Source organism: Xanthomonas citri pv. mangiferaeindicae, assembly GCA_002240395.1.
Lineage (GTDB): Bacteria > Pseudomonadota > Gammaproteobacteria > Xanthomonadales > Xanthomonadaceae > Luteimonas > Luteimonas citri_A.
In genome coordinates this window covers 1,119,311-1,135,161 of the sequence record CP016836.1, presented here as the reverse complement: position 1 = coordinate 1,135,161, position 15,851 = coordinate 1,119,311, and the positions used below count along the sequence as shown (strand labels likewise).

Annotated in this window: 17 protein-coding genes; 13 read left to right on the top strand and 4 right to left on the bottom strand. The window is 71.8% G+C overall.

Annotated elements, in window-relative coordinates:
* Window positions 1–12 precede the first annotated feature (12 nt).
* Window positions 13–1,239 carry a peptidase M23 gene (locus BEN78_04805; protein ID ASR44917.1) on the top strand — a complete coding sequence of 409 codons (1,227 nt, stop codon included), beginning with the start codon at window positions 13–15 and terminating at the stop codon, window positions 1,237–1,239.
* Between the two features lie 297 nt (window positions 1,240–1,536).
* On the opposite strand, the gene BEN78_04800 is transcribed toward BEN78_04805, so the two are convergent.
* Both BEN78_04800 and BEN78_04795 read right to left on the bottom strand, forming a co-directional pair.
* Window positions 1,537–1,980 carry a glutamyl-tRNA amidotransferase gene (locus BEN78_04800; GenBank protein ASR42805.1) on the bottom strand — a complete coding sequence of 148 codons (444 nt, stop codon included), beginning with the start codon at window positions 1,978–1,980 and terminating at the stop codon, window positions 1,537–1,539.
* A gap of 168 nt (window positions 1,981–2,148) precedes the next feature.
* Window positions 2,149–2,364, bottom strand: coding sequence for a 30S ribosomal protein S21 (locus tag BEN78_04795; protein ASR42804.1), 216 nt, complete (start codon window positions 2,362–2,364; stop codon window positions 2,149–2,151).
* Between the two features lie 191 nt (window positions 2,365–2,555).
* Here BEN78_04795 and BEN78_04790 point away from each other — a divergent pair, with 191 nt between their 5' ends.
* The 10 genes from BEN78_04790 (at window position 2,556) to BEN78_04745 (ending at window position 11,785) form a co-directional block, all read left to right on the top strand.
* Entirely contained in the window at window positions 2,556–3,596 is a 1,041-nt protein-coding gene (locus tag BEN78_04790; GenBank protein ID ASR42803.1) for a tRNA (adenosine(37)-N6)-threonylcarbamoyltransferase complex transferase subunit TsaD, read from the top strand.
* Between the two features lie 119 nt (window positions 3,597–3,715).
* Window positions 3,716–4,072: a dihydroneopterin aldolase gene (locus tag BEN78_04785; protein ASR42802.1), complete on the top strand. Its 357-nt coding sequence runs from the start codon at window positions 3,716–3,718 to the stop codon at window positions 4,070–4,072.
* A 56-nt stretch (window positions 4,073–4,128) separates the two neighbouring features.
* Window positions 4,129–5,430 (top strand): mechanosensitive ion channel protein MscS, encoded by a 1,302-nt coding sequence (locus tag BEN78_04780; GenBank protein ASR42801.1) that lies wholly within the window; start codon window positions 4,129–4,131, stop codon window positions 5,428–5,430.
* Window positions 5,431–5,478: 48 nt separating this feature from the next.
* A complete protein-coding gene (locus BEN78_04775; protein ASR42800.1) occupies window positions 5,479–5,979 on the top strand; it encodes a 2-amino-4-hydroxy-6-hydroxymethyldihydropteridine diphosphokinase in 501 nt (166 codons plus the stop codon).
* Window positions 5,967–6,992, top strand: coding sequence for a 3-oxoacyl-ACP synthase (locus BEN78_04770; protein ID ASR42799.1), 1,026 nt, complete (start codon window positions 5,967–5,969; stop codon window positions 6,990–6,992). The genes BEN78_04775 and BEN78_04770 overlap by 13 nt, the downstream gene beginning before the upstream one ends.
* 1 nt (window position 6,993) lies before the next feature.
* The gene (locus BEN78_04765) at window positions 6,994–7,869 is read left to right on the top strand and encodes an MBL fold metallo-hydrolase (GenBank protein ASR42798.1); all 876 of its coding nucleotides are present in this window, start codon (window positions 6,994–6,996) and stop codon (window positions 7,867–7,869) included.
* Window positions 7,857–8,813 (top strand): NAD(P)H steroid dehydrogenase, encoded by a 957-nt coding sequence (locus BEN78_04760; protein ID ASR42797.1) that lies wholly within the window; start codon window positions 7,857–7,859, stop codon window positions 8,811–8,813. The genes BEN78_04765 and BEN78_04760 overlap by 13 nt, the downstream gene beginning before the upstream one ends.
* Window positions 8,801–9,964, top strand: a complete 1,164-nt coding sequence (locus BEN78_04755) for a hypothetical protein (GenBank protein ID ASR42796.1) — start codon at window positions 8,801–8,803, stop codon at window positions 9,962–9,964. The genes BEN78_04760 and BEN78_04755 overlap by 13 nt, the downstream gene beginning before the upstream one ends.
* On the top strand, window positions 9,942–10,538 hold the full coding sequence (locus tag BEN78_04750; protein ID ASR42795.1) for a hypothetical protein: 597 nt from the start codon (window positions 9,942–9,944) through the stop codon (window positions 10,536–10,538). The genes BEN78_04755 and BEN78_04750 overlap by 23 nt, the downstream gene beginning before the upstream one ends.
* Window positions 10,523–11,785, top strand: coding sequence for a glycosyl transferase (locus BEN78_04745; protein ID ASR42794.1), 1,263 nt, complete (start codon window positions 10,523–10,525; stop codon window positions 11,783–11,785). Before BEN78_04750 ends, BEN78_04745 begins: the two co-directional genes overlap by 16 nt.
* A gap of 16 nt (window positions 11,786–11,801) precedes the next feature.
* On the opposite strand, the gene BEN78_04740 is transcribed toward BEN78_04745, so the two are convergent.
* Together BEN78_04740 and BEN78_04735 are read right to left on the bottom strand one after the other, a co-directional pair.
* Window positions 11,802–13,433 carry a hypothetical protein gene (locus tag BEN78_04740; GenBank protein ID ASR42793.1) on the bottom strand — a complete coding sequence of 544 codons (1,632 nt, stop codon included), beginning with the start codon at window positions 13,431–13,433 and terminating at the stop codon, window positions 11,802–11,804.
* Window positions 13,430–14,164: a pteridine reductase gene (locus BEN78_04735; GenBank protein ID ASR42792.1), complete on the bottom strand. Its 735-nt coding sequence runs from the start codon at window positions 14,162–14,164 to the stop codon at window positions 13,430–13,432. Before BEN78_04735 ends, BEN78_04740 begins: the two co-directional genes overlap by 4 nt.
* A gap of 68 nt (window positions 14,165–14,232) precedes the next feature.
* Here BEN78_04735 and BEN78_04730 point away from each other — a divergent pair, with 68 nt between their 5' ends.
* Window positions 14,233–15,414, top strand: a complete 1,182-nt coding sequence (locus tag BEN78_04730; protein ID ASR42791.1) for a hypothetical protein — start codon at window positions 14,233–14,235, stop codon at window positions 15,412–15,414.
* Between the two features lie 20 nt (window positions 15,415–15,434).
* Window positions 15,435–15,830 (top strand): hypothetical protein, encoded by a 396-nt coding sequence (locus tag BEN78_04725; GenBank protein ASR44916.1) that lies wholly within the window; start codon window positions 15,435–15,437, stop codon window positions 15,828–15,830.
* The last annotated feature ends 21 nt before the right edge of the window (window positions 15,831–15,851 follow it).

The window sequence follows — 15,851 nt, the reverse complement described above, 5'->3', positions numbered from 1 at the left end:
GCCGCGCTGCTGCTGACCGCGCTGCTGGCCGCGGCGCTGCCGGTGCTCGAGGTCGCGGCCCAGAACAGTCGCGAGACCGAACGCCGCCTGGAGCGGGTGCGCAAGGAGCTGCGTGACGTTGCCGCCGAGCGCCGTCGCCTCGAGGGCCAGCGCGGCGCCGCCGCACGCGAGCTGCGCCAGGCCGACGAACAGGTTGCGGCATCGACCACCGCGCTGCGCGAAACCCGGATCAAGCTCGCGGCCGAGCAGGCCGAGCTCGAGCGCCTGCAGGCGCGCCGCCAGACCCTCATCGCCACCGTCGAGCAGCGTCGCGCCGAGTTGGCGACCTTGCTGCGGGCGGCCTACACCATCGGCGACGAGGCCGCGCTCAAGCTGATGCTGGCGCAGGACCGGGTTGCCGACGCCGGCCGCCTGCTGGTCTATCACCGCTACCTGCAGCAGCAGCGCAGCGAGCGCATCGCAGAGCTGCGGGCCGAAATGACCGAGCTCGACGGCATGGAGGCGGCGATCCAGGATCGCCGCGCCGCGCTCGAAGCCGCGCACGCCGAGCAGCGGGCACGGCTGGCGCAGGTCGAGGCCGATCGCAGCAAGCGCGCCGACGCAGTCAAAGGGCTGGATGCGAAGTTCAACGATCGCAGCGCTCGTGAAAAGGCCCTGGGCCAGGATGCTCGCGCGCTCGAGCGCGTACTGGCGCAGCTGCGCGCGGCCGCACGTCGGGCCGAGGCCGAACGGCGCGCGGCGGCCGCTGCGGCGCGCGAGCGCGAGGCGCGGGAGGCCCGCGAAGCCCGGCAGAGCGGGAGCGGCACCCGTGCGCCGTCCCGGCCACGGCCGCAGGTCGCCCGCGCCCCGGCGCCGCAGGTCGGCGGCCTGGGCTGGCCGATCAGTGGCGCGCTGCTGACCGCCTTCGGCGGCAGGCTGCCCGACGGCAGCAGCAGCAACGGCGTGCTGATCGGCGCGGCCGCGGGCACCCCCGTCAAGGCTGTCGCCGACGGTACCGTCGTGTTCGCCGAGTGGATGACCGGTTACGGCATGCTGCTGATCGTCGACCACGGCAACGGCTACATGAGCCTGTACGCGCACAACGACGCCTTGCTGCGCAAGACCGGCGATGCGGTGAAACGCGGCGACACCATCGCCAGCGTCGGTAACTCCGGCGGCCAGGGCCGCAGTGGCCTGTACTTCGAATTGCGCCAGAACGGCAAGCCGGTCAATCCGACGACCTGGCTGCAGCGTCGCTGACGCGGTCGCGATCGGCGGCCCCCACCCCGGCCCTCCCCGCAGGCGGGGGAGGGAGCAGATGCGCATCGCTGCGAACACGACCTCGCCCTGCATGTGGAGAGCAAGCTCCGATCGCGATGAGCGACCACGCGTCCAAGTGCGGAAGGCGCGAGGAATCACCTCCCCACGTGTGGAGGAGGTCGGATCGCCGCGACCTGGGAAGGGATCCGCGCCGCTCACCTCCCCCGCGCGCGGGGAGGTCGACGCGCATAGCGCGGCGGGTGGGGGCGGGGCCGTGGGCGGCCCGCCAGCCGGGCCTCAGCCCAGCGACTGCTTGACCAGGCGCGAGACCTCGCCCATGTCGGCCTTGCCGGCCAGCTGCGGCTTGAGCACGCCCATCAGCTTGCCGATGTCGGCCGGGCTGCTGGCGCCGGTCTGGGCCTTCGCCGCCTCGATCGCGGCGATGATCTCGGCCTCGCCGAGCTTCTCGGGCAGATAGCGCTCGATGACCGCGATCTCGTCGCGCTCGATCTGGGCCAGGTCCTCGCGTCCGGCGCCGGCGTACTGGGTCACCGAATCCTTGCGCTGCTTGACCATCTTCTCCAGCACGGCGAGCACCGCGGCGTCGTCGAGCTCGATGCGTTCGTCGACTTCGCGCTGCTTGATCGCGGCGTTGACCAGGCGGATCACGCCCAGGCTGTGCTTGTCGCCGCCCTTCATCGCGGCCTTCATGTCTTCGGTGAGTTGCTGTTTGAGGGTCATGGCGGTTCTTCGGTGACGAACGGGCAGGGGGACCTGCGACGGGTGCCGGCGCCTGCCGTGTGCGGCCGGGTCCGGGAACGAGGGACGACAAAAAGCCGGCAGCGCATATGCGCGGCCGGCTCTTGCGTCAGGACACGATCGCGCCAGGCGGTGCCCGACGCGGATCGATCAGTACAGGCGCTGGCGCTTGGTGACGTCGCGCGAGACGCGACGCGCCTGACGCTTCACGGCCGCAGCGGCCTTGCGCTTGCGCTCCTGGGTCGGCTTCTCGTAGAACTCGCGCTTGCGGGTTTCGGCGAGCACGCCGGCCTTCTCGCAGGTGCGCTTGAAACGGCGCAGCGCAAACTCGAAGGGCTCGTTTTCGCGGACTTTGACGCTAGGCATGGAATCTCCGGGGATCTGGGCACCCGACCGTCGAAGGCCGGATCGAATCTGACGAATTCGGGTCTGCCGAGGGTCTGCTCCCGGCGAGCCGCGTATCATAGCCAGGACACGGCAGCTGACGCAAGCCGCCCCCCGACGGGCGCTGCGAGGCGCCCGCGTCCTCCGTCCGCTTCCCGGCAGTCCTGCGCACCATGAACGTCCTCGGCATCGAAACCTCCTGCGACGAGACCGGCGTCGCCGTCTACGACACCGCCCTGGGCGGTGCCGCCGGGCTGCGTGCGCACGCGGTCTACAGCCAGATCGCGCTGCATGCGCAGTACGGTGGCGTCGTGCCGGAACTGGCCAGCCGCGACCATGTGCGCAAGCTGCTGCCGCTGATCCGCCAGACCCTGGCCGAGGCCGGGCTCGAGGTCGAGGCGCTCGACGGCGTCGCCTACACCGCCGGCCCCGGCCTGGTGGGGGCGCTGCTGGTCGGTGCGGGCGTCGCGCGTTCGCTGGCCTGGGCGCTCGACGTGCCGGCGATCGGCGTGCACCACATGGAAGGCCATCTGCTGGCGCCGCTGATGGAGGACGACGCCCCGGCGCCGCCGTTCGTCGCGCTGCTGGTCTCGGGCGGACATACGCAGTTGGTCGCGGTCGATGCGATCGGCGCCTACCGGCTGCTCGGCGAGACCCTGGACGACGCCGCAGGCGAGGCCTTCGACAAGACCGCCAAGCTGATGGGCCTGCCGTATCCCGGCGGCCCGCAACTGGCCGCGCTGGCGCAGACCGGAACGCCCGGCGCGTTCCGCTTCTCGCGGCCGATGACCGACCGGCCCGGCCTGGACTTCAGCTTCAGCGGTCTGAAAACCCAGGTGCTGCTGGCTTGGCAGAACAGCGATCGCAGCGCGTCGACCCGCGCCGACATCGCGCGCGGCTTCGAGGATGCGGTCGTCGACACCTTGGCGATCAAATGCGCGCGCGCGCTCGACGCGACCGGATGCACCACGCTGGTGGTGGCCGGCGGCGTCGGTGCGAATCTGCGCCTGCGCGAGAAGCTGCAGGCCGATGCCACGCGTCGTGGCGGTCGGGTGTGCTTCCCGCGCCCGGCGCTGTGCACCGACAACGGCGCGATGATCGCCTTCGCCGGCGCTTTGCGTCTGCAGGCCGGCCAGCACGGCGACGCAGCGGTGCGCGTAGTGCCGAGGTGGGACATGGCGCAGCTGCCGCCGTTGGCGCGCCGTGCTTCGTGATGGTGATGCGAGACGTCGGATGATGGCGAGCGTCGCGCCCCAGCGACGCGACAATCGCTAAGCTGTCGCCCGTTGTGACGCTTCACTTCTTCTATCCCACGGATCACTCCGCCCGACCCATGGACAAAGTCTTCATCGAAGGCCTCGAGATCGAGGCGTTGATCGGCATCTACGACTGGGAGCGGCGCATCCGCCAGCCGCTGGTGTTCGATGTCGAAATGGCGTTCGACAACCGCGTGCCTGCAGCGAGCGACGACATCGCGCATACGCTCGACTACAAGGCCGTCAGCAAACGGCTGATCGACTATGTGGGGGCGTCGGAATTCGGCCTGGTCGAGACGCTGGCCGAGCGTTGCGCGGCGCTCGTGATCGATGAGTTCAATGTCGGTTGGGTACGATTGAAGCTCAGCAAGCCGGGTGCGGTGCGTGGTGCACGCGCGGTCGGCGTGATCATCGAACGCAGTCGCCAGGACTGATCCGCGGGTCCTGGCGCCGCCGCAGCCATGCGGCCGCAACAGGAGATTCCCGCACGATGCAGCCCCATCTCGAACGACTCAGCGACCTGCTGGCACCCTATCCCTGGGCCTACAGCGCGATCGTGCTGGCTGCCCTGTGCTTGCTGGCATGGCTGGCGAACTTCATCACCAAGCGCATCCTGCTGCGCGGCCTGGGCAGCGTATTGCGGCGCACGTCGCTGGGCGGCGCGCAGCACGACCGGCAGGTACGCCTGCGCGTGATCCCGCGGCTGGCCAACATCGTGCCGGCGCTGGTGATCTCGGCCGGCATCGCGGTCGTGCCCGACCTGCCGCCGCAACTGGTGCTGATCGTCGAGCGGCTGTGCCAGATCTTCGTCGTGGTGACGATCGCGCTGGCCATCTCGCGCGCGCTCGACGTGGTCAACCGCAACTACGAGCGCCGCCCCGACGCGCACAACAAGCCGATCAAGGGCTACCTGCAGGTCGCCAAGATCGTGATGTTCGTGCTGGTCGGCATCTCGGTGATCGCCACGCTGATCGGTGCGAAGTTCCTGCACATCGTCACCGGCCTGGGCGCGATGACCGCGGTGCTGATGCTGATCTTCCAGGACACCATCCTGTCGCTGGTGGCCAGCGTGCAGATCAGCAACGACGGTCGTGTGCGCATCGGCGACTGGATCGAGATGCCGAGCCAGAATGCCGACGGCGACGTGATCGACATCGCCCTGCACACCATCACGGTGCGCAACTGGGACCGCACCGTGACCACGGTGCCGACCAAGAAGCTGGTCAGCGACGCGTTCAAGAACTGGCGGCCGATGTCGGAGGGCGGTGGGCGCCGGATCAAGCGCGCGCTGTATCTCGATCAGCGCAGCGTGCGGTTCCTGGCGGCCGACGAGATCGCGCGCTTCCGCCGTTTCGTCCTGCTCGACGCCTATCTCGACCGCAAGGACCAGGAGCTGTCGGACTGGAACACCGCATTGGCCGCGCGCGGCGCCGAGCCGGTGAACCACCGCCGGGTCACCAATCTGGGCACCTTCCGCGCCTACGTCGAGCACTACCTGCGCCACCATGCCGGCATCAATCAGGAGCTGACCTTGCTGGTGCGCCAGCTCCAGCCCACCGAGACAGGCCTGCCACTGGAGATCTACTGCTTCACCGCCGACACCCGCTGGGCCGTCTACGAGGGCATCCAGTCGGACATCTTCGATCATCTGCTGGCGATCCTGCCCGAGTTCGACCTGCGGGTGTTCCAGGCCCGCAGCGACGCGCCGATGGAGGTCCGCCTGCAAGGTGAGCCCGCCGTCGACGGCCCTGCGGGTGCGGCGCCGGCGCTGGAGGATGCGCGCCCCCGCTGACCGCGGGCGGGCGATGCGCGATCATGGCGCTCCCCACAGGAGCGCACCATGGCCATCGCCTGCCTGAGCCTCGGCAGCAACCTCGATCCCGAACGTCATCTGCGCGCCGCGGTGGACGCGTTGCGCGCCCGCTTCCCCGCGCTTGTCGTGTCGCAGACCTACCGCTTTCCGGCGGTGGGCTACGACGGCGCCGATTTCCTCAATGCGGCCGCGACGATCGAGACCGACCTGTCGCCCGACGCACTCAACGCCTGGCTGCACGCGCTCGAGGACGCGCATGGGCGTGATCGCAGCGGCCCGCGCTACAGCGACCGTACGCTGGACATCGACATCGTGCTCTACGACGACCGGGTGCTGACGGGCGCCGGGAATCTGCGCATCCCGCGCGACGAACTGCGCCATGCCTTTGTGCTCAAGCCGCTGGCCGAGATCGCGCCCGACCTGCGCCACCCGGTCGATGGCCGCACGCTCGCGCAGCTGTGGGCCGCCCATCCCGACCACGACACGACATTCGCGCGCATCGACGCGCTGTCCGCATGCCTGGCCTGATGCAGGCCGCAGGTCTCGCACTGCGGATCCTGGGCAGCGGCTGTCACCACCCGGTGCGGCGGGTGCCGTCCAGCGACTTCGACACTCAGCTCGGTCTGGCGCCCGGCGCCAGCGAGGCGGCGACCGGCGTGGCCTGGCGCGGCGTGGCCGATGACGGCGAGACCGCATCGGCGATGGCGGCACGCGCCGCGCAGGCGGCGCTGTCGGCGGCCGGCATCGACGGCGACGCACTGGACGCAATCGTCTCCACCTGCGCGGTCATGGAACAGCCGATCCCGTGCCAGGCCGCATTGGTCCAACGTGCGCTCGGCCTCGGCGACTCGGGCATCCCAGCCTTCGATGTCAACGCGACCTGCCTGGGCTTTCTGGTCGCGCTGGACCTGGTCGCGGCCGGCATCGCCAGCGGCCGCTACCGCCGCGTGTTGGCCGTGGCCAGCGAGCTGCCCTCGCGTGGGCTGCGCGCCGACGACCCGCTGACCGCGCCGCTGTTCGGCGACGGCGCCGCCGCGCTGGTGCTGGGCGCCGCGGCGCCGGGTGAGGACTCGGCGCTGCTGGCCTGGCGGATGGAGACCTATGCCGACAGCGCCGACGCCTGCCGGATCCGCGGCGGCGGCACACGCGTCGCGCCCGGCGATCCGGCGCATCGCGACATCGACGCGGACGTCTACCGCTTCGAGATGGACGGCCCGGCGACGTTCCGGTTGGCGGGGCGCCGGCTGCCGCGCCTGCTCGAACGCCTGCTGGCGTCGGCCGACGTCGGCCTGGACGCGATCGACTGCGTCGTGCCGCACCAGGCCTCCGGCGGCGGCCTGGACCGGATCGTGCGTGCGTTGCGGCTGCCCGAAGCGCGTGTGGTGCGGATCCTCGCCGAGCACGGCAACCAGGTCGCGGCCTCGCTGCCGCATGCGTTGCACCACGCGATCGTGGAGCGCCGGCTGCAACGCGGCCAGACCTGCCTGCTGCTGGGCACCGGCGCCGGGCTGTCGCTGGGCGGCGCGGTGCTGCGGTACTGACGTGCGCCTCGCTCTGACCCTGTTCGACGTCGGGCAGTGCCGGCACTGCGAGCGGGTGACGCTCGCCGGCGGACGCTGGGCCAGCGTCGCGTTTCCGTCGATGGTCGCGCTGATCGTGCATCCGCGCGAAGGCGCGATTCTTTACGACACCGGCTACGCGCCGCGGTTCCTGGACGCGACTGCGCGGCTGCCCGAACGTCTCTACCGCTGGGCCACGCCGGTCGCGCTGCCGGCCGAGCAGCGCCTGGAAGCGCAGCTCGCCGCACATGGGCTGCGCCCGGCCGACATCCGCTGGTGCCTGATCTCGCATTTCCACGCCGACCACATCGCCGGCCTGCGCGACCTGCCCAATGCCCGCTTCGTGTGCATGCGCGAGGACCTCGACACCCTGCGCGCGATGCCGCGGCTGCGCGGGCTGCGCAACGGTTGGCTGCCGGCCTTGCTGCCGCCGGACTTCGATGCACGCCGGCACCATGCCGACGACGCTGTCGCCAGGCCGCTGCCCGCGCCCTGGCAGGCGCTGGGCGAGGGCCACGACCTGTTCGGCGACGGCAGCCTGTTCGCGGTCGCGTTGCCGGGCCATGCGCCGCGACAACTGGGCCTGTGCCTGCGCGATGCGCACGACCGCGCGGTGCTGCTGTGCGCCGATGCCTGCTGGTCGCACCTGGCGTTCCGCGAGCGCCGGTTGCCGGCATGGCCGGCGCGGCTGGTGACCCACAATTGGCCGGCCTATACGCACACGCTCGCGCGGTTGCACACGCTGGCACGCGAGGCGCCGGACGTGGCGATCGTGCCCTCGCATTGCCAGGCGAGCCTGAACCATTACCGCGCGCAGACGTCTGCGCCTCGACCGGAGGCTGGCGCATGCGCATCCTGATGACCGGTGCGTCGGGCTTTGTCGGCGGCGCCTTCCTGCGCCGTCACGCCGCGCGCGACGACCTGACGCTGTGGGGAACCGGGCGCCGCGCGACCGACCTACCGGGCTATGTGCGCTGCGACCTGAGTCGGCCGTTCGACCTGCCGTTCCGTCCGGACGTGGTGATCCATGCCGCCGCGCGGTCATCGCCCTGGGGCACGCGTGCGCAGTACCAGGCGCAGAACGTCGACGCGACCGCGCACGTCATCGACTTCTGCAAGCGCCAGGGCCTGCCGCGGCTGATCTATCTGTCATCGAGTTCGGTGTTCTACCGCGAGGCCCATCAGCTCGGCCTGCGCGAGGACAGCCCGATCGGGCCGGACTTCGTCAACCGCTACGCGCAGACCAAGTACGCCGGCGAGCAACTGGTGCGCGCCTACCCCGGCGAGCATGTCGTGGTGCGGCCCCGCGCGGTGTTCGGCGTCGGCGACACGGTGCTGTTCCCGCGCATCCTCGAGGCGGCCCGGCGCGGCGCGCTGCCGCGGTTCGTCGGCCAGGATCGACCGGTCATCGGCGATCTGGTGCAGATCGACACGCTGTCGGACTACCTGCTGCGGATCGCGACGATGCCGCGTCCGGCCGAGAGCTACAACCTGACCAATGCCGAGCCGGTGGACCTGCAGGCGCTGTTGCTCGACGTGCTGGCGCGGTTGGACCTGCCGCCGCCGACGCGACGCGTGCGTATCGGCACAGCGCTGCGTGCGGCCACGGTGGCCGAATGGCTGTGGCGTGGCCTGCGGCTGCGCGGCGAGCCGCCGATCACGCGCTTCGGCGTCGGTGTGTTCGCCTATTCCAAGACCTTCGATCCAGCGCGCATGCTCGCCGACCTGGGGCCGCCGAGCGTGTCGTTGGCCGAGGGCATCGACGCCTTCGTTGCCTGGCAGCGCGCGCAGTGGACGCAGTGAGCGCCACGGTCGTCTGCGCGTGCGCCTACGCCGTACTGCTGGCGCTGCGCAGCGCCAGCGCCTGGCGCGAGCTGCGGCGCCAGCGTGCACGGCCGGTGCCCTCGTCGGCGCGGCGGATGGAGGATGTCGCCGTGCTGCAGCCGATCCTCGGCGGCGACCCCCGGCTGGGCGAGGTACTTGGCGAGACCCTGCGCGCGTTGCCGCAGGCGCGCTTCCACTGGCTGCTCGATGCCGACGATGCGCACGCGCATGCGGCGGTCGCCGCCGTACGCGCAGCGCAGCCGGGCGCTGCGATCGATGTGTGTGTGTTGCCGCCGGCGCCCGACGGCTGCAATCCCAAGACCTTCAAGCTCGAAGCGGCGTTGCCGTGGGTCGAAGCGCCGGTCTGCCTGGTGCTCGATGATGACGCCACGCTGTCGGCCGATGCGCTCGCACGCCTGGTCGCCGCGCTCGATACGGCCGACCTGGCGACCGCACTGCCTGGTTACCGCGACGATGGCGAGCGCTGGCCCGGTCGCCTGCTCGCACGCTTCGTCAACGACAACGCCGCACTGACTTATCTCGCACCGCTGGCCTGGGCGCCGCCGGTGTCGATCAACGGCATGTGCTACGTGCTGCGCACCGAGCGCCTGCGCGCGATCGGCGGCTTTTCGCCGCTGCGCCATGCGCTGGCCGACGACCTGGCGATGGCCGATCACGTCCGCGCGCACGGCGGTCGCATCGCGCAGACGATCGCACCGGTTGTGGTGCGCACCAGCCTCGATGGCGCGGCGCATTACGTGCGGCAGATGCACCGCTGGATGCTGTTCGCCACCTTGCTGCTGCGCCGCCAACCGCCGTGCACACGGGCGGCGATCGTGCTGCTGCAGGGGCTGCCGCCACTGTTGCTGTGGGCGATGCTCATGGCGCTAGCCTGGCGCCCCGAGTTGGCGGGTGCTGGGGCGGTTGCGGGTGTACTTGCGCTGCGGGCCTGGGCACCCTGGGCATTGCAGCGAGCGCTCGGGGTGTCGTCTGCGACGCGGCCACTGCTGTCGCTGCTGGCCGAGTTGGCGCAGCCATTGCACCTGTTGCACGCCACCTGCGTGCGCACGGTGCGCTGGCGCAGCCGGCGCTACCGCGTGCAGGCCGATGGCCGGTTCCATGCCGCCTGATGCCGGCGGCGGGCGCGTGCGCATCGCGTTCCTGACCGGTCGCAGCGACCGGACGCGCTGTGCACTCAGCCCGCAACAGGCGGCTTTTCTCGATGCGCTGCGCGCACCGGGTCGCGACCTGCTCGCGTGCAATTTTCCTTACGCCGCGCTGCGCGCCGGGCACGCCACGGTGCCGTTACCGCTGGCGGCGCTGCGTAATGCCGGCGACTACCTCGGTGCGCGTCGTCCTGCGTTCGCCCGGCGCCATGGCGCGGCAGTGGCCGCGGCGCTGGACGGCGACGGCGCAGTGGTGGTGCTGGCCGGCAGTTGCGGGCTCGAACTACTGGCCAACCTGCGGTTGCCGGCGGGGCTCGCCGCACGGCTGCACGTGTTCGCCTATGGGCCAGTCGCGCGCCGCGCGCCGGATGTGGCCCGGCTGCTGTGCGTGCGTGGGCGCGGCGACTGGATCTCGCGCCTGGGTTGGCGCGGGCCCGCGCTGCCGGTCGGCGGCGGCCATCTCGACTACCTGCGTAGGCCCGAAGTGCTGGCGCTGTGCGCGGACTTCGTCGCGGCGACACCATGCGCATCGACCTGATCGCGCCGCCCTACAGCGGTCATCTGCATCCGATCCTGGCGATCGCGTGCGAGCTTGCGCCGCGGCACGCGGTGCGGGTCCTGTCGACGCCGTCGGCGATGGCGCAGGTCGCACGCGCCGGACTTGTCGGCGTGCCGTTGCTCAATGCCGACGCCGAGCGCGTGCTCGATGCGATCTCCGACCCGCGCCATGCGGTGCGCAACCATCCGCTGCGCATGCATCGCCAGCTGCGTGATGCGCTCGGGGTCATGGAGCGCTTTGCGCACGCGCTGCACGCGGCATACGCGCAGGCACCGCCGGACCTGCTGATCGCCGATTTCACCGTGCCGGTCGCCGGCACTGTTGCGCAGGCGCTGGGTATCCGTTGGTGGACCAGCCTGCCATCGCCCTGCGTGGTTGAGACCCCCGACGGGCCGCCGGCCTATATGGGGGGACTGCTGCCAGCGACGCAGGCCGGCGCGCGGCTGCGGCAGGCGCTGGCGCGCCGGGCGGTGCGTGGCTTCAAGCGCGGCGTGCACCGGCTGCACCGCAGGCGCATGCGCGCGCTCGGTCTGCCGCAGCTGTATCGCAGCGATGGCAGCGAAGCGGTCTACTCGCCCGAGCGGATTCTGGCGCTCGGCATCGCGGCGCTTGAGTTCCCGTGTACCTGGCCGGCGGCGTTGCGCTTCGTCGGGCCGCGGTTGCCGGCCAGTGGCCGCGACACGCCGTGGCTGCCGCCGCGTGCGGCGCCGGTGTTCGTCGCCGGCCGCCGGTATGTGCTGGTGACCCTCGGCACGCATCTGCGCTGGGCCAAGGATGCGTTCGATGCGCGGTTGCGCGCGCTGGCCGCGGCGATGCCCGAGCTGGAATTCCATTTCACCGACGGCGATGTCGCGGCCGGCCATCACGAACGCAGCGGCAACTACCAGCGGCTCGCCCACGTCGACTATGCGCGCTGGGTCGGACGTTACGACCTCGTCGTGCATCACGGCGGCGCCGGCATCCTCTATCGCTGCCTGGCCGACGCGCGCCCAGCGATCGTCTGCCCGCAGGACTACGACCAGTTTGACCATGCCGCGCGCTTGCAGCACGCCGGCGCTGCGCTGTGGCTGCGCGATCTCGATGGTCTCGAGGTCGCGGTGCGCCGTGCGTTCGCCGAGCCGTCGCTGTTCGCCGGTCTGCCGGCGCTGCAGGCCGCGGTGCGCGCCTGCGTGGCGGCGCACCCGCTGGCCAAGCTGGTCGAGCGGGACGGCGGCATGGTGCGGTAGCGCCCGCACGCCGCGCTCAACGCGCCAGCTGCACGCGGTCGCGGCCGGCCTGCTTGGCCTCGTACAGCGCGTGGTCGGCCCGTCGCAGCAGGGTGTCGGCATCCTCGCCAGCCTGATGGGTGGCCACGCCGATGCTGACTGTCGGGCGCAATGCGTCGAAGTCGGCCAATGCGGTACGAAAGCGCGTGCGAATGCGCTCGGCCACCCGCACCGCGGTCGCCGAGTCGGTGTCGGGCAGGGCGACGACGAATTCCTCGCCGCCGTAGCGTGCGACCGGCCAGGCCGGGTCGAGTTCGAGCCGCAACGCGCGCGCGACTTCGCGCAGGCAGCGGTCGCCGGCCGAATGGCCCAGCGCATCGTTGATGCGCTTGAAGTGATCCAGATCCAGGAACATCACCGTCAGCGGGCCGGGCGTCGCACTCAGCAGCGCCTGCAAGCGCGAGTCCCAGCTGCGCCGGTTGAGCAGGCCGGTCAGGCCGTCGGTATGCGCCTCCTGCAACGCCAGGTCGCGCTCGCCGCGCAATCCCGCGCTGCGCTCGGCCAGGCCCAGTGCCAGCACCAGCGCTTCGAACGCGCCAGTCGCCAGCGCCGCCAGGCCGTCGTCCCAGGCGATGCCGATCCGCTCGCCAAGCCCAAGGCTCGACAGCGCGGTGACCAGCAGCAGCGGCGTCCAGCCGATCAGGAACACGCCGGCCAGTCGCGAGCCGCGGCGCGCGGCGAGTGCGGCGGCGCCCAGCAACAGCGGCGCGCCCAGCGCCAGCAGCGGGTTGATCAGTGTGCGGCCGAGCGCCTCGAGCGCGGGCAGCGGCAGCAACGCCGGCACTGCGCACAACGCGACCACCGCGGCATAGCCGCGCAGCCAGCGCCGGCCGCGCGGCAGCAGGCGTGGCAGGTCGGCGAAGCGGTCGAGGAACAGGATCGCGGCGACGATCGCGGTCGCGGTCGCCAGCCGCCCCCAGAAGCGGGTGGCCTCGCCCAGCCATTGCTGGCCGAGCGGATGCACGGTGTAGCCGGTCTGCAGCGCCATCACCAGCGCGAACGCCACCACATAGACCGCATAGAACGCGAAGGTCGCATCGCGCAGCCGCCAAGCGAAGAAGGCCGCCATCACCGCCATTGCCAGCATCGTCGCCAGGCACGCGCTCGCGATCGCCAACCAGCGCGCATCGCGTTGCAGGTAGTCGCTGTCCGACACCACCGACCACAGCAGTGTGCCGGGCATGCTGCCATGAGCGTCGACGTGCAGTGTCAGCGGACCGCCGTCGGGCGGCGGCGCCACGATGTGGAATCCCAGGCGGCCGTGCCCCGGCCATTGTCCCGGCACCAGGATCGTCTGCGCGCGGGTCTGCGGCTGGCCCGGCGGCCAGGCCAGGGTCACGTGCTGCAGCGCCGCCTGCCGGACCTCCAGCACCCAGGGGCCGGTCGGCCATTGGCCGTCGCGCGGCCACAGCTGCACCGTGTGGCCGGCGTCCGCGCGGGGCAGCGTCAGTCCGCGCTGCGGGTCGAAGGCCTGCGCCGGCAGTGCGTCCGTGGCCTGCCAGCGGCCATCGAGCGCGACCAGCGGCGCCGCCATGGCCAGGCCCGCCAGCAGCCAGGCCGCTGCGCCCAGCAACACCGACAGCAGCGTGCGCAGACCGGGCCGGTTCACAGCATGCGGCCGCCGTCGACGTGGAGCACCTCACCGGTGCTGAAGCCGGCGCCGCGCAACAGCCAGCCGACCGCCTCGGCGATGTCCTCGACCCGGCCCTGCCGGCGCAGTGGGGTCGCCTCGAGAATGCGCGCCCGCAGCTCGGGATCGCCGCCGTCCTCCGGCCACAGGATCGCGCCCGGTGCCACCGCGTTGACCCGCACCTGCGGCGCCAGCGCGACCGCGAGGCCCCGGGTCAGCCCGAGCAGCGCTGCCTTCGACGCCGCATAGGCGACCAGGTCGGCGCGCGGGCGTTCGGCATAGAGGTCGACGATGTTGACGATCGCGCCGCTGGCGCGGCGCAAGTGCGGCGCGGCGGCGCGTGCGAGCAGGAACGGCGCGCGGGCGTTGACTGCCATCAGCGCATCGAATGCGGCCGCGTCGCTGTCCTCCAGCGGCGCTGGCGCAAAGGCCGCGGCGTTGTTGACCAAGGCATCGAGCCGGCCAAACCGGGCCACCGTCGCGGCGACGAGCGCGGCGGTGGCGTCGGCATCGGCCAGGTCGGCCTGCAGCACGGCGGCGCTGCCCGGGCGCTCGGCCTCGAGCGTGGCCGCCAACGCGTCGGCATCGGCGCGCGAGGCGTGGCAATGCAGTGCGACGTCGTGGCCCTGTGCATGCAGATGACGGGCGATCGCGGCGCCGAGGCGGCGCGCGGCGCCGGTGATCAGCACGACGGGGCGTGGGGTGTCCATGCGGGCTCCTGACAGCCCGCGTGCAGCAGGCTCGGTATGCTGTGCATTGTGACCGCCAAGCCCCACTTATGTCCGCTCCCCCTATCTCTGACGATGCCCTGGCCCACAGCGAACGCCTGCGTGCGGCGATTCGCACGCTGATCGCCGAGGCCGGCGGCGCGATCCCGTTCTGGAAGTTCATGGAACTGGCGTTGTACGCGCCGGGCCTGGGCTACTACAGCGCCGGTGCGACCAAGTTCGGCGCGGCCGGCGACTTCGTCACCGCGCCCGAGCTCGGCAGTCTGTTCGCCGAATGCATCGCCGAGGCGATCGCGCCGGTGCTGCGCGAGATCGGCGGCGACGCCCAGATGCTGGAGGTCGGCGGCGGCAGCGGCGCGTTCGCCGCCGATGCGCTCGCGCACCTGGCCGCGCTCGACGCGGTGCCGGCCCGCTACGCGATCCTCGAGCCCAGCGCGGACCTGCGCGAGCGCCAGCGCGCGCATCTGGCCGCGCAGTTGCCGGCCGCGCTGTTCGCGCGCGTGCACTGGCTCGATGGCCCGATGCCCGACGACTGGAACGGTGTGCTGTTCGCCAACGAGGTCGTCGATGCGCTGCCCACGCCGCGGTTCGCGATGCAGGGCGGCGAGGTGCACGAGGAGTACGTCATCGTCGCCGACGATGGTGGCTTTGCGACCGCGCTGCGCCCGGCCGATGCGCTGCTGGCGCCGGCGGTGCGGCATATCGAGCGCCAGCGCGGCGCGCCGCTGCCCGAGGGCTACCGCTCCGAACTGCTGCCGCAACTGCCCTACTGGGTACAGGCGGTGGCCGGCGGCCTGCGACGCGGCGCGATGCTGTTCGTCGACTACGGCTATCCGCGCAGCGAGTACTACCGCGACGACCGCAGCGACGGCACCCTGCGCGCTTTCCACCGTCACCGGGTGTCGCCGGATTTGCTCGCGCTGCCGGGCCTGCAGGACCTGACCGCCTCGGTCGACTTCACCGCGCTGGCCGAGGCGGGCACCGGGGCCGGCTTCGAATTCGCCGGTTACTGCACCCAGGCCTCGTTGCTGCTGGGCAATCGCCTGGATGCGCGGCTGGCCGCGCAAGAAGCCCAGGCCGCCGACGAAGCCGCGCGCTACGCCCTGCGCCAGCAGGTCAAGAAGCTGACGTTGCCCGGCGGCATGGGCGAGGCGTTCCAGGCGATTGGCTTTGCCCGCGATGTCGACTTCGAGCACGCGTTCCTCGTCGGCGATCTGAGCCACCGGCTGTGAGCCGCGCCGCGGGGCCTCGCGTGCGACGCAGCGCGCTCAAGCCGCTGCGCCGGCCTCGGCTGTGGTGCGGGCTGTGGATCGCGGCGATCGCGACAGTCGTGGTGCTGTCGCTGGTGCCCTCGGTGCCGATGCCCGACGTGCCCGATGGCGACAAGCTCGGACATGTCCTCGCCTATGCGGCCCTGGCGGCAGCGGCGGTGCAGCTCTACGCGCGCTGGCCCTCGCTGCTCGGTGCCGGCCTGGGCCTGGTGCTGCTGGGAATCGGGCTGGAATTCGCGCAGGGCGCGCTGACCCAGACCCGCATGCAGGACCCGGCCGATGCATTGGCCAACACGCTGGGTGTGATCGCGGGCCTGGCGACCCGGCTCACGCCACTGCGCGACCTGCTGCTGCGCATCGACGGCGGACGCCGGTAGTCCAGGCGCCCGCCGCGCGTC

What these genes read in the sequence shown, in the direction of transcription:
- BEN78_04800 (ASR42805.1), bottom strand. Translation starts at nt 1,980, where the DNA reads ATGACCCTCAAACAGCAACTCACCGAAGACATGAAGGCCGCGATGAAG.
- BEN78_04795 (ASR42804.1), bottom strand. Translation starts at nt 2,364, where the DNA reads ATGCCTAGCGTCAAAGTCCGCGAAAACGAGCCCTTCGAGTTTGCGCTG.
- BEN78_04790 (ASR42803.1), top strand. Translation starts at nt 2,556, where the DNA reads ATGAACGTCCTCGGCATCGAAACCTCCTGCGACGAGACCGGCGTCGCC.
- BEN78_04785 (ASR42802.1), top strand. Translation starts at nt 3,716, where the DNA reads ATGGACAAAGTCTTCATCGAAGGCCTCGAGATCGAGGCGTTGATCGGC.
- BEN78_04780 (ASR42801.1), top strand. Translation starts at nt 4,129, where the DNA reads ATGCAGCCCCATCTCGAACGACTCAGCGACCTGCTGGCACCCTATCCC.
- BEN78_04775 (ASR42800.1), top strand. Translation starts at nt 5,479, where the DNA reads ATGGCCATCGCCTGCCTGAGCCTCGGCAGCAACCTCGATCCCGAACGT.
- BEN78_04770 (ASR42799.1), top strand. Translation starts at nt 5,967, where the DNA reads ATGCCTGGCCTGATGCAGGCCGCAGGTCTCGCACTGCGGATCCTGGGC.
- BEN78_04760 (ASR42797.1), top strand. Translation starts at nt 7,857, where the DNA reads ATGCGCATCCTGATGACCGGTGCGTCGGGCTTTGTCGGCGGCGCCTTC.
- BEN78_04750 (ASR42795.1), top strand. Translation starts at nt 9,942, where the DNA reads ATGGCCGGTTCCATGCCGCCTGATGCCGGCGGCGGGCGCGTGCGCATC.
- BEN78_04745 (ASR42794.1), top strand. Translation starts at nt 10,523, where the DNA reads ATGCGCATCGACCTGATCGCGCCGCCCTACAGCGGTCATCTGCATCCG.
- BEN78_04735 (ASR42792.1), bottom strand. Translation starts at nt 14,164, where the DNA reads ATGGACACCCCACGCCCCGTCGTGCTGATCACCGGCGCCGCGCGCCGC.
- BEN78_04730 (ASR42791.1), top strand. Translation starts at nt 14,233, where the DNA reads ATGTCCGCTCCCCCTATCTCTGACGATGCCCTGGCCCACAGCGAACGC.